13 protein-coding genes and 1 pseudogene are annotated in these 12,142 nt (G+C 60.6%); 6 read left to right on the top strand and 8 right to left on the bottom strand.

Features of this window, described 5'->3' with window-relative positions; genetic code table 11:
• Positions 1 to 4 precede the first annotated feature (4 nt).
• Both rpmA and rplU read right to left on the bottom strand, forming a co-directional pair.
• Positions 5 to 262: a 50S ribosomal protein L27 gene (rpmA, locus tag QCBJ_RS29425; protein WP_003176049.1), complete on the bottom strand. Its 258-nt coding sequence runs from the start codon at positions 260 to 262 to the stop codon at positions 5 to 7.
• A 34-nt stretch (positions 263 to 296) separates the two neighbouring features.
• Positions 297 to 611 carry a 50S ribosomal protein L21 gene (gene rplU, locus QCBJ_RS29420; protein WP_007950961.1) on the bottom strand — a complete coding sequence of 105 codons (315 nt, stop codon included), beginning with the start codon at positions 609 to 611 and terminating at the stop codon, positions 297 to 299.
• Positions 612 to 850: 239 nt separating this feature from the next.
• On the opposite strand from rplU, the gene QCBJ_RS29415 reads away from it, so the two are divergent.
• From QCBJ_RS29415 to QCBJ_RS29405, 3 genes are all read left to right on the top strand, one after another.
• The gene (locus QCBJ_RS29415; RefSeq protein ID WP_015885844.1) at positions 851 to 1,819 is read left to right on the top strand and encodes a polyprenyl synthetase family protein; all 969 of its coding nucleotides are present in this window, start codon (positions 851 to 853) and stop codon (positions 1,817 to 1,819) included.
• 129 nt (positions 1,820 to 1,948) lie between these two features.
• Positions 1,949 to 2,290 carry a zinc ribbon domain-containing protein YjdM gene (locus tag QCBJ_RS29410; protein ID WP_015885845.1) on the top strand — a complete coding sequence of 114 codons (342 nt, stop codon included), beginning with the start codon at positions 1,949 to 1,951 and terminating at the stop codon, positions 2,288 to 2,290.
• A 158-nt stretch (positions 2,291 to 2,448) separates the two neighbouring features.
• Positions 2,449 to 2,706, top strand: a complete 258-nt coding sequence (locus QCBJ_RS29405; RefSeq protein ID WP_003194088.1) for a hypothetical protein — start codon at positions 2,449 to 2,451, stop codon at positions 2,704 to 2,706.
• A gap of 192 nt (positions 2,707 to 2,898) precedes the next feature.
• Here QCBJ_RS29405 and QCBJ_RS29400 read toward each other — a convergent pair whose 3' ends face one another.
• The gene (locus QCBJ_RS29400) at positions 2,899 to 3,516 is read right to left on the bottom strand and encodes an FKBP-type peptidyl-prolyl cis-trans isomerase (protein WP_015885846.1); all 618 of its coding nucleotides are present in this window, start codon (positions 3,514 to 3,516) and stop codon (positions 2,899 to 2,901) included.
• Between the two features lie 251 nt (positions 3,517 to 3,767).
• Between QCBJ_RS29400 and QCBJ_RS30905 the strand changes: the two are divergent.
• Both QCBJ_RS30905 and QCBJ_RS30900 read left to right on the top strand, forming a co-directional pair.
• Positions 3,768 to 4,784: pseudogene (locus QCBJ_RS30905) on the top strand (methyl-accepting chemotaxis protein); the annotation flags it as partial.
• 39 nt (positions 4,785 to 4,823) lie between these two features.
• Positions 4,824 to 5,687 (top strand): methyl-accepting chemotaxis protein, encoded by an 864-nt coding sequence (locus QCBJ_RS30900; RefSeq protein WP_370636473.1) that lies wholly within the window; start codon positions 4,824 to 4,826, stop codon positions 5,685 to 5,687.
• 123 nt (positions 5,688 to 5,810) lie between these two features.
• Here QCBJ_RS30900 and QCBJ_RS29390 read toward each other — a convergent pair whose 3' ends face one another.
• Genes QCBJ_RS29390 through QCBJ_RS29375 form a run of 4 tightly spaced genes read right to left on the bottom strand, consistent with a single transcriptional unit; the run spans position 5,811 to position 9,910 of the window.
• The gene (locus QCBJ_RS29390; protein ID WP_010206499.1) at positions 5,811 to 6,179 is read right to left on the bottom strand and encodes a glyoxalase superfamily protein; all 369 of its coding nucleotides are present in this window, start codon (positions 6,177 to 6,179) and stop codon (positions 5,811 to 5,813) included.
• 29 nt (positions 6,180 to 6,208) lie between these two features.
• Entirely contained in the window at positions 6,209 to 7,672 is a 1,464-nt protein-coding gene (locus tag QCBJ_RS29385; RefSeq protein ID WP_102062152.1) for an amidohydrolase family protein, read from the bottom strand.
• A 1-nt stretch (position 7,673) separates the two neighbouring features.
• Complete coding sequence (locus tag QCBJ_RS29380; RefSeq protein WP_064055190.1) at positions 7,674 to 8,534, bottom strand: MurR/RpiR family transcriptional regulator; 861 nt, start codon at positions 8,532 to 8,534, stop codon at positions 7,674 to 7,676.
• A 26-nt stretch (positions 8,535 to 8,560) separates the two neighbouring features.
• Positions 8,561 to 9,910: a gluconate:H+ symporter gene (locus tag QCBJ_RS29375; protein WP_102062193.1), complete on the bottom strand. Its 1,350-nt coding sequence runs from the start codon at positions 9,908 to 9,910 to the stop codon at positions 8,561 to 8,563.
• A 248-nt stretch (positions 9,911 to 10,158) separates the two neighbouring features.
• On the opposite strand from QCBJ_RS29375, the gene QCBJ_RS29370 reads away from it, so the two are divergent.
• A complete protein-coding gene (locus tag QCBJ_RS29370; protein WP_102062151.1) occupies positions 10,159 to 10,539 on the top strand; it encodes a lysozyme inhibitor LprI family protein in 381 nt (126 codons plus the stop codon).
• A 119-nt stretch (positions 10,540 to 10,658) separates the two neighbouring features.
• On the opposite strand, the gene QCBJ_RS29365 is transcribed toward QCBJ_RS29370, so the two are convergent.
• Positions 10,659 to 12,104 (bottom strand): SulP family inorganic anion transporter, encoded by a 1,446-nt coding sequence (locus QCBJ_RS29365; protein ID WP_015885853.1) that lies wholly within the window; start codon positions 12,102 to 12,104, stop codon positions 10,659 to 10,661.
• Positions 12,105 to 12,142 lie beyond the last annotated feature (38 nt).

Genomic DNA, 12,142 nt, shown 5'->3' with positions numbered 1-12,142 from the left:
GCAATTAAGCTGCGACAACGCTCACGTAACGGCGGTTGAAAGCGCCTTTTACTTCAAACTTGATCACGCCTTCGATTTTCGCGAAGAGGGTGTGATCTTTACCCATGCCAACACCGTAACCGGCGTGGAATTGGGTGCCGCGCTGACGCACGATGATGTTGCCCGGAATGATTTTCTGGCCGCCATACATCTTCACGCCAAGGCGTTTGGCTTCTGAGTCGCGACCGTTACGGGTACTACCACCAGCTTTTTTGTGTGCCATGAGTCAATTCTCCTAGTGAGGAATTAGGCTGAAATTAAGCCTGAATACCGGTGATTTTGATCTCGGTGTACCACTGGCGGTGGCCCATACGCTTCATGTGGTGCTTACGACGACGGAACTTGATGATGCGGACTTTATCGTGACGACCTTGGGAGATCACTTCAGCCACAACGGTAGCGCCAGCAACAACTGGAGCGCCGATGTTCACGTCATCGCCATTGGCGACCAACAGAACGCGATCAAAAGTAACGGATTCGCCGGTAGCGACTTCCAGTTTTTCGATCTTCAGGTATTCACCTGGGGCGACTTTGTATTGCTTGCCACCAGTAACAATTACTGCGTACGACATGGTATTTCTCCGATAATCCTGCTCACCCAGCGCTTTATAAGAAGAGGTATTGGCTGGCATGGCTGCATGGGATGGACGTCCCGAATGCAATTGCGTAAGGCAGGTGCTGCCCAGGAAGTTCAGGGTGCGCGATTGTACGCAAGCTATGAGAGGCTTGCAAGTGGCCGTCTATCGCGCCTTGACACTGCGGGGCCTGGGTCCTAGCATGCCGCGCAACCCTTCTGGAGCGACTGTCGCTGATGCAACCCCAAGCTTTCTACCGCGCGGTCGCGGACGATTTTAGCGCCGTCGACGGCATCATCAAGAAGCAGCTGACTTCTAAAGTGCCGCTGGTCTCCAAAATTGGCGACTATATTACGTCGGCGGGCGGTAAACGCCTGCGTCCTTTATTAGTGTTGCTGTGTGGCAAGGCCCTGGGCCGCGAAGGCGATGACCTGCGCCTGCTGGCGGCCACTATCGAATTCCTGCACACCGCGACCCTGCTGCATGACGACGTGGTCGACATGTCCGGCATGCGCCGTGGCCGCGAGACCGCCAATGCCATGTGGGGCAACGCCCCTAGCGTGCTGGTGGGCGACTTCCTGTACTCGCGCTCGTTCGAAATGATGGTTGAACTCGGCTCGATGCCGGTGATGAAGATTCTTTCACAGGCCACACGCATCATCGCCGAAGGCGAAGTGCTGCAACTGTCAAAGGTCCGCGACGCCAGCACTACTGAAGAAACCTACATGGAAGTGATTCGCGGCAAAACCGCGATGCTCTTCGAAGCCTCCACCCACAGCGCCGCCGCGCTGTGCGGCGCAACGGTCGAACAGGCCGAAGCCCTGCGCACCTTTGGTGATCACTTGGGCGTGGCCTTCCAACTCGTGGACGACCTGCTCGACTACCGTGGCGATGCCGAGACCCTGGGCAAGAACGTCGGTGACGACCTGGCCGAAGGCAAGCCGACCTTGCCGCTGATCTACACCATGCGCGAAGGTACGCCGGAACAGGCTGCCCTGGTGCGCAAGGCGATCCAGAAAGGCGGGATCGAAGACTTGGAGGCCATCCGTGCCGCTGTCGAAGCGTCGGGTTCCCTGGAGTACACCGCGCAACTGGCACGCGATTACGTGGCCCGTGCGATCAAGTGCCTGGAAGCCCTTCCAGCCAGCGAATACCGGGACGCCCTGGTTGAGCTGAGCGAGTTTGCGGTCGCGCGTACGCACTAAAATAATGTGGGAGGGGGCAAGCCCCTCCCGCATTTAGTTTGTATTACCTATCCAAGACCACGCCCTGCCTTGGCTCAATTCCCTATATAATGTGCGACTTTTAGCCATCCTGACTTTCAAGGAGCTGTAGTGAGCACGTTGCCACCCTGCCCGAAATGCAATTCCGAATACACCTACGAAGACGGCGCCCAGCTGATCTGCCCGGAATGCGCCCATGAGTGGTCCGCCAGCGGCGAGGCCGACACGGCCAGCGACGAAACCGTGAAAAAAGACTCTGTGGGCAATGTCCTGCAGGACGGCGACACCATCACCGTGATCAAGGACCTCAAGGTCAAGGGCACCTCCCTGGTGGTCAAGGTCGGCACCAAGGTCAAGAACATCCGCCTGTGCGACGGCGACCACGATATCGATTGCAAGATCGACGGTATCGGCCCGATGAAGCTCAAGTCCGAGTTCGTGCGTAAAGTCTGAACCTGTTGCTTCCATCCCGCGCCCGCCGCGGGATGGCGTTTCGCCCTCCCCGTTGATCGAACGCAATATCCACACAGAAAAAAACACAAATCGCCAATAGGCACTTGCTATTCTACGAATAAGAATTATTCTCATTGAACTCATCAAGGAGAACGACCATGACTTATTTGATAGATGCCTGGCTGGACCGCCCACACCCTTACCTGCGGATCCTGCATCGGGAAACCGGTGAAGTCTGTGCGGTACTGGAAGAAGAAGCGCTGAATGAACTGCAGGACCAGGGCGACCTGGACGTCAACGGGCTGAGCTCGAGTGAACCTGGGGTGCTGAAGGAGGTGGTGCGTAATCTGTTTCTGTTCTGCTATGCCCGCGCGTTGCGCCCGGCGACGGAGCTGAATGGCAAGTTCCATCCATGAACCACCACGCACATTCTGTGAGTACGGGCCTTATGTGGGAGCGGGCTTGTTGTGGCGAGCACGCTTGCTTGCGCTGGGGTGCGAAGCGCCCCTAACTGCCGACGACTGCTGCGCAGCCGAGCGGGAGCAAGCGCCCTCGCCACAACAAACCCGCTCCCACACAAGCCCAACACCCACAGAAATCAGCAGGTCTTACAGAACGTCGAGCAGCTCGACGTCAAACACCAGAACGCTGTGCGGCGGGATGCTGCCAACGCCTTGAGCGCCGTAAGCCAGTTCGCTCGGCACGTACAGGCGCCATTTGCTGCCGGCATTCATCAGTTGCAGGGCTTCGGTCCAGCCGGCGATCACGCCGCCCACCGGGAATTCTGCAGGCTGGCCGCGATCGTAGGAGCTGTCGAACACAGTGCCATCGATCAGCGTGCCGTGGTAGTGAGTACGCACTTGGTCTTCACGGGTCGGCTTGGCGCCGTCACCGGCCGTCAGCACTTCAAATTGCAGGCCGGAAGCCAGGGTGGTGATGCCATCACGCTTGGCGTTTTCAGCCAGGAATGCCAGGCCAGCGCCAGCCGCCGCTTCAGCCTTGGCGGCTGCTTCGGCTTGCATGATTTCGCGGATCACCTTGAAGCTGGCGGCCATTTGTTCCTGGTCGACACGGCTTGGCTTGCCGGCGAATGCGTCGGTCAGGCCAGCCAGGATCGCGTCCAGGCTGACGCCCGGTGGTGGGTTGTCGCGCAGTTGGTCGCCCAACTGACGGCCGATACCGTAGCTGACGCGGGTTTCGTCGGTGGACAGATTAACTTCGGACATGAAGAGGCTCCGCTGTAGGACAGCACGGTTTCCCGCGCCATCCAGAACTAAAAGGGCCCGCAGACTAGCACACAAGACCCGCCCATGATCAGCCCCCTCCCCCGTCAGCCACCGCGCTGGCCCCCCTTCGTCGCTCTGCGACGAAATAGCATTTCAGATTCATCTCTTGTCGCCGATACAGCCCTACACAGCAGCTGGCTCCAAAATCAATAACCGTCCAGCACACCCCCATTTTTCTTGCGGAGCATTCAATGAACAGCTGGTTCGGCAACATCAGCGTCAACCTCAAACTCGGCCTGGGCTTCGGCCTGGTGCTGGTCCTCACCTCGATCCTGGCCCTCACCGGCTGGACCAGCCTCGGCGGCCTGATCGACCGCAGTAACTGGATGAGCGATATCACCCAGCTCAACGCATCGTTGACCAAACTGCGAATCGTGCGCCTGCAATACATGCTCGCCAACGGCGACGAAGCCGTGGCCCAGAATGTACAGACCAGCCTGGATACTTTCGCGGCCCAGCAACAGAAACTCCTGGACAGCTTCAAGAGCCCGGAAAACCTCAAGCTGCTCAACGAGCAGAAAGGCGTCATCACCGCCTATCAACAGTCCCTGAACAAAATGCGTGAGGCCTACCGTAACGGCAATGCCTCTCGCCAGGTGATGGGCGACAAGGCCGATATCGCCAACGCACAGATCGAAGCGTTGGACACCAAAGTGCAGCAGATGCCCGAAAGCCCGGAGCGTTTCAGCCAATTCCAGGCCGTGACGCGAGCCAAAGAAGAGTTCATGTTGGCCCGCTATGAAGTGCGTGGCTACATCGCCAACGTCAGCCCGGACACCGAAGCCCGTGCCGCCGCACAAATTGAAAAAGCCATCAGTGGCTTGAAAGGTCTCAGCGCCGTATTCGGTGCGAGCGAGCAAAGCGCTTTGACTGCGCTTGAAACCGCCCTTGGCGCCTACCGCACGGCCGTGCAGAACTACAAGGCAGCCAACGCCAACATCGTCACCGCCCGTGCCGAGATGACCACACAGGGTGCCGACATCGTCACCATCAGCGACAAGCTGTACGAAATTCAACTGAACCGCCGCGATGCCGAAAGCGCCCAGGCCCGTAGCCTGCAATTGATCAGCACCTTGCTGGCCCTGCTGGTTGGCGTCATCGCCGCATGGGTCATCACCCGCCAGATCACACGCCCGATCCAGGAAACCCTGGCCGTGGTGGAACGCATTGCCTCCGGCGACTTGAGCCACAACATCCAAGTCACGCGCCGTGATGAACTGGGCGTGCTGCAACAAGGCATCCAGCGCATGGGCACTACCCTGCGCGAATTGATCAGCGGTATTCGCGACGGCGTGACGCAGATTGCCAGCGCCGCTGAAGAGTTGTCGGCGGTGACCGAGCAAACCAGCGCCGGCGTGAACAGCCAGAAGATCGAGACCGATCAGGTCGCCACCGCGATGCACGAAATGACGGCCACTGTGCAGGAAGTCGCGCGTAACGCCGAACAGGCGTCCCTGGCCGCCGCAGATGCCGATGGTCAAGCCCGCGCAGGCGACAAAGTGGTCGCTGAAGCCATCGCTCAGATCGAGCGCCTGGCCGCGGAAGTGGCCCGTTCCACCGACGCCATGACCCACCTGCAACAAGAGAGCAACAAGATCGGCAGCGTGATGGACGTGATCAAGGCTGTGGCCGAACAGACCAACCTGCTGGCCCTCAACGCGGCGATTGAAGCGGCGCGTGCCGGTGAAGCCGGCCGTGGGTTTGCTGTGGTGGCTGACGAAGTGCGCGGCCTGGCCCAACGCACGCAAAAATCCACCGAGGAAATCGAAGGCCTGGTCGCCGGCTTGCAGAACGGCACCCAGCAAGTAGCCAACGTGATGAACAACAGCCGCAGCCTCACCGACAGCAGCGTTGAGCTGACGCGCAAGGCCGGTGTGTCGCTGGAGAACATCACCCGTACGGTGTCGAACATCCAGTCGATGAACCAGCAGATCGCCGCCGCCGCAGAACAGCAAAGCGCCGTGGCGGAAGAGATCAGCCGCAGCATTGTGAATGTGCGTGATGTGTCGGAGCAGACTGCTACGGCGAGCGATGAGACGGCCAAGTCGAGTGTGGAACTGGCGCGGTTGGGTAGCCAACTGCAGCAGATGGTCAGTCACTTCCGGGTATAAAACCGCAATCCCTGTGGCGAGGGAGCAAGCTCCCTCGCCACAGGCAAACAATCCCAGCCACTCACTGGGATTGCAAAAAAACCGCCCTACACAGGCGGTTTTTTATTGCCTGCGATTTGCCCTTCAGCCCTCGCCTTCCTCGACAAACACCACCCGATTTCCAAATGGATCCTTGATGCTCATCTCCCGCGATCCCCAAGGCGTTTCCTCAACCCCGGGCTTGGCATACCGATAGTCCTTGCCCGCCAACTGCTGCTGATAGGCATCCACGCCTTGCGCCTGAATCCGCACCGCCGCACCCGGCGAGGCATCGCCATGGTGCTCAGTCAAATGCAGCACACATTCGCCCAGCGACACCTGCAAATACAGCGGGAAATTCGCCTCGAAACGATGCTGCCAATCCACTTTGAACCCCAGGAAGTCGACGTAGAACTCCAAGGCCTTGGCCTCGTCGAAAATTCGCAGAATGGGGGTGACTTTTCCTAAGTGCATGGTGACCGCTCCGTGTATGAGAACGCCCACTATAGAGACGAAAACCCACGACGCAAATCCCCACTGCGTGCCAGGAAACGACCCGGCCGCTGGCCATTCGCCTGCCCGTCGCTGTAGCTCAACACGCCGTTGACCCATACCCCATCGATGCCCTCGGCCGCGCGCTGCGGTTCCTTGAAGTCCGCCACATCACGCACGCGCAACGGGTCGAACAACACCAGGTCAGCCCAGTGTCCCTCGCGGATTTCACCCCGATCAGCCAGGCCAAAACGCGCCGCGGACAAGCCGGTCATCTTGTGCACAGCGGTGTGCAACGGGAACAACCCCACATCGCGGCTGAAATGCCCCAGCACCCGTGGAAACGCGCCCCACAAACGCGGATGCGGGAACGGATCCTCAGGCAAACCATCCGACCCCACCATCGATAACGGATGCGCCAGGATCCGCCGCACATCCGCCTCGTCCATCCCGTAATACACCGCCCCTGCCGGTTGTAGCCGGCGTGCGGCGTCCATCAACGAAACGTCCCACTCAGCGGCAATCTCCTGCAAATCGCGCCCGCCCATTGCCGGGCACGGCGTCGACCAGGTAATGGTGATACGAAACGCGTCCGTCACTTGCTTGAGGTCCAGGGTCGAAGAACTCGCGGCATAGGGGTAGCAGTCACAGCCCACCGGATGGGTTTTCGCCGCCCGCTCCAGCGACGCCAACAGCTGCGGACTACGCCCCCAATTTCCGGCACCGGCACATTTGAGGTGGGAAATGATCACCGGCACCTTGGCATGTCGGCCGATCAGAAACGCCTCGTCCATCGCCTCCAGCACCGGTTCGAATTCACTGCGCAAATGGGTGGTGTACACCGCACCGAACGCGGTGAGTGCCTCACTCAGTTGCAGCACTTCGTCGGTCTCGGCATTGAATGCACTGGCGTAGGCCAGGCCTGTGGATAAACCGAGGGCGCCGGCTTCGAGGCTCTCTTGCAACTGCACGCGCATGGCGGCGGTTTCATCCGCCGAGGCGGTGCGGTGCAGGTCGTCCATGTGGTTGCTGCGCAACGCGGTATGGCCGATCAACGCCGCGACGTTCACCGCAGGATGTGCACTTTCTACTGCAGCCCGGTAATCGGCAAAACGCGGGTAAACAAACGCCTCACGCGTGCCCAACAGGTTCATCGGGTCCGGCGGATCGCTGCGCAAACTCACCGGCGATGCGCTGATGCCGCAGTTGCCGACAATCACCGTGGTCACGCCCTGGCTGAGCTTGGGTAGCATCTGCGGGTGGCGGATCACCACCGTGTCGTCGTGGGTGTGCACGTCAATGAAACCCGGCGCCAACACGCGGCCGGCGGCATCAATTTCATGCTCGGCCATGGCCGTCGACAAATCGCCAATCGTCTCGATGCGCCCTTCGCGCAGCCCCACATCAGCGACATAGCCGGGCGTGTTGCTGCCATCAATGATCAGCGCCTGGCGTATCAACGTGTCGTACTTCATTTCAGTCTCCAAGCGGCAGGCTGTCAGGGCCGCCGCGATAATCGTCCAGGGCCAGCTTGATCCGGCGCAGGCGCTCCTGGTTGTCGTCCGGCAGGGCCAAGGCCAGCTCGGTAGCGAGCAGGTCGATGGCCAGCAGCATGCCGTAGCGCGCCGCCGTGGGTTTGTAGATAAAGCTGGTTTCGGCCGGTTGCAGCGGCAGCAGCACATCTGCCAGTTGCGCCAAGGGTGAATCCGCAAGGGTGATGGCGACGATGCGCGCGTCGTAGTTGCGCGCCAGTTCCACCACGTCCAGCAGTTCGGGGGTGAGGCCGGTCAAGGAGCACACGATCAGCGCATGCTCCGGCCCCAGGGTCGCGGCCGTGACACGCATCATCACGGGGTCATGACAGGCGGCAATCGGATAGCCCAGACGCACCAGCCGTACCTGCAACTCATCGCTGCACAGGCTCGACGGGCCGCCCATACCGAACGCATGGATCATCCGCGCCTTGCCCAGCAGGTTGACCGCATCAACAAAGCTCGCCTGGTTGAACCCCGACAAGTGCTGCCGCAACGTCGCCTCGATATCCCCCAGGATCTGCCGATGAAACGCCGATTGCTCCGGTAACCCCGCAGGGTCGAGGAAGCGACTGCCGACCCCACTGGCCTGCGCCAATTGCAGGCGCAAGTCACGCAAGTCCCTACACCCCACACTGCGCGCGAACCGCGACAAGGTGGCCGTGCTGACCTCGGCCCGTTGGGACAATGCCTCCAGGCTGGCCGACGCGGCAAAGCCCACATCATCGAGCATCAGCTTGGCGATACGCCCTTCGCCGGCGCTGAAGGAATCCTGACGGGCGCGGATCTGGTAGAGGATGTCCATGGGGTCTCCGGGTTACAAAATGAGGCTCATAAAACAAGAGACAGGCCGTAGGTGAGACCGAATGCCACCACAGAAATCAACGTCTCCAGCACAGTCCAGGTCTTGAAGGTCTGGATCACCGTCATATTGAAGTATTCCTTGATCAGCCAGAAGCCGCCGTCGTTCACGTGGGAAAAGATCACCGAGCCCGCACCGGTGGCCAACACCAGCAATTCAGGGTGTGGATAACCCAGGCCCATGGCGACCGGTGCTACAACACCGGACGCGGTGGTCATGGCAACGGTGGCCGAGCCCGTGGCGATCCGCATCAACGCGGCAAACAGCCACCCCATCACCAGCGGCGACAAGTGGAACGCGTGGGCCAGACCAAGAATTTCGTTAGTCACTCCGGCGTCCACCAGGATCCGGTTCAAGCCGCCCCCCGCCCCCACCAGCAAGGTGATGCTCGCGGTCGGCGCGAGGCATTCATTGGTGAACGTGAGGATCGACTCGCGGTTGAAACCCTGCGCAATACCCAAGGTCCAGAAGCTCACCAAGGTCGCCACCAGCAACGCAATCACCGAGTTGCCGATAAACAGCAGGAACTGGTTGAAACCGGTGCCCGGCGTGGAAATCACGTTGGCCCAGCCGCCGATCATCATCAGCACCACCGGTAACAGAATGGTGCCCATGGTCAGCGTAAAGCTTGGCAAGCGTGTACGCGGTTCGCGGTCGATGAACTGGCGTTCCAGCGGATTTTCCGCCGGCAGGTGAATGCGCGGCACAATGAATTTTGCGTAGAGCGGGCCGGCGATGATTGCCGTGGGGATACCAATGAGGATCGCATACAGCACGGTCTGCCCCACCGATGCGTTATACGCCAGCACCGCCATCATCGCGGCCGGGTGCGGCGGCACCAGCGCATGCACCACCGACAGGCCGGCGACCATCGGCAAACCGACCATCAGGATCGACACGCCCACACGCCGCGCCACGGTAAAGGCGATCGGAACCAGCAGCACAAAACCCACCTCGAAAAACAGCGGCAATCCCACCAGGAAGGCGATGCACACCATGGACCAGTGCGCATTGCGCTCGCCAAACCGGTTGATCAAGGTACGCGCCACCTGGTCGGCACCGCCGGACTCGGCCATCATCTTGCCAAGCATGGTGCCCAGCGCCACGACCAGGGCGATATGCCCCAGGGTCTTGCCGACGCCCGCTTCGTAAGAGCCCATAATGGTGTCCGCCGGCATCCCGGCCATCAGCGCCAGGCCGATGGACACCAGGGTGATGACGATAAACGGATTGAGCCGGTAACGTGCAATCAGCACGATCAAAGCAATGATGGCGATGGCAGCGTATGCCAATAGCCCGAAGCCCGGTGATGCGGCCATGCGGTACTCCTCGGAAAGGGTCACGTCGAATGGGTTGTGAAACTCATAAATCATTACCGAGGAGTGTTTTCAATTTTTATGAAAGTAATTTTCGCCCACGGACAAGCGGTGTCGCGCTGGGATATGCCCGACAACCGTGTATGAAAATTCGAGGGGTGTTCTTACATGAAGATCAGACGATGCCGGAAACTCAATGTGCGCCATCGAGTCATAGAATGCGCCTCCACTCATGCCCAGGAACACCGACCATGATTCGCACCGCCCTTGCCGCCAGCGCCCTGCTTCTCGCCCTCTGCGGCACCGCCTCGGCCGCCGACAACGCCGCCTTGAAAAAATGCATGGACAGCGCCAACACGACCGCAGACATGGTCAGTTGCAACGCCAAGGAAACCAAGGTGCAGGATGCGCGCCTGAACAGGGCCTACAAGACCGCCCTCGCCGCCCAGGAAGGCGCGCGCAAACAGCAACTGCAAGACGTGCAGCGCCTGTGGATAAAATACCGTGACGCCAATTGCGGTTTCGCAGGCTCCGCCACCGGCGGCACCCTCGACCAGGTCAACGGCTCAGGCTGCGTACTCGACATGACCCAAACCCGCGCCCAAAAGCTGGAAGACCTGGTCGGGCCATAACTGCACAAGCCGACCTCCCGTGGCGAGGGAGCTTGCTCCCGCTGGGCTGCGCAGCGGCCCCAAAAACCTTCGCAGCGCTGCGCTCAGCAGACCAGCCCGGTAATGCGGGAGCGGCTCAATCAGTCGTGGTGAACCTTGGCACGCTTGAGCAACTTCTTGCAGCGCTCGGACAAATGCAGCACCCGCAAGTGCTTGCCCGCCTTGGTGTAACGCTCACGCAGGGTCATCAAGGCGGCAATCGCTGAATAGTCGACAAAACTCAGGTGACGGCAATCCAGGGTCACCTGGTCCGGGTCGTTGGCCGGGTCGAATTGATTCAAAAACGGCGTGGTCGAGGCAAAGAACAACGTGCCATGCAGGCGATAGAGCTTGCTGCCATCGGCTTCCAGGTGCTCATCCGCATACAGCTCCCGCGCTTGTTGCCAGGCGAAATTCAGCGCCGCAATCACGATCCCGCACAGCACCGCCGTGGCCAGGTCGGTGAACACGGTGATCACCGTCACCGCGATGATCACCAGCACGTCATTGAGCGGCACCTTGTTGATCACCCGCAGCGACGCCCAGGCAAAGGTCTGCTGGGACACCACGAACATCACGCCCACCAACGCCGCCAGCGGGATGCGCTCGATCAACGGCGACAGGAACAGAATGAACAACAGGATCATCACCCCGGCAAACACCCCGGAGAAACGCCCGCGCCCGCCGGAGCTGAGGTTGATCACGGTTTGCCCGATCATCGCGCAACCGCCCATGCCGCCGAATACGCCCGAAACCATGTTAGCCGCGCCCAGCGCCACGCTTTCACGGTCCGGGTAGCCACGGGTCTCGGTGATTTCATCGGTGAGGTTGAGGGTCAGCAGGGTTTCCAGCAGGCCGACCATGGCCATCAGGAACGCGTAGGGGGCAATGATGCCCAGGGTTTCCAGGTTCCACGGAATCTGCGGTAGCGCGAAGGTCGGGAGGCCGCCGGCGATGTGGGCCATGTCACCCAACGTGCGGGTCGGCAGGCCGAGCAGGTACACCGCCAGGCCGACGCCCAGGATCGCCACCAGCGCGGGCGGCACGGCGCGGGTGATGCGTGGCAGCAGGTAGACGATGGCCATGGTCACCAGCACCAGGCCGGTCATCACGTACAGCGACGTGCCCGTGAGCCAGTGTTCACCGCTTTTGAAATGCTCCAACTGCGCCAGGGCAATGATGATCGCCAGCCCGTTGACGAAGCCCAGCATCACCGGATGCGGCACCATGCGCACCAGCTTGCCCAGGCGCAGCAGGCCGAAGGCGACCATGATCAGCCCGCCCAGCAATACCGTAGCCAGCAGATACTCCACGCCGTGCTGAACCACCAACGCGACGATCACCACCGCCATCGAGCCTGCCGCACCGGACACCATGCCAGGGCGACCGCCGAATAACGCGGTCAGTGTGCAGATGATAAAGGCGCCATAGAGCCCCATCAGCGGGTTGAGGTGAGCCACCAGGGCAAAGGCGATGCATTCGGGCAGCAGCGCAAAAGACGTGGTGAGGCCGGCCAGGGCATCGGCGCGCAGACGGGTGAGGTTCATGAGGTACCAGGGTAATGCGGGGGATAAGGCGGGGAATG

Source organism: Pseudomonas sp. QC2 (assembly GCF_002859085.1).
GTDB lineage: Bacteria > Pseudomonadota > Gammaproteobacteria > Pseudomonadales > Pseudomonadaceae > Aquipseudomonas > Aquipseudomonas petroselini.
The sequence above is the reverse complement of the archived record's forward strand: the minus strand, read 5'-3'. Positions and strand labels throughout refer to the sequence as shown.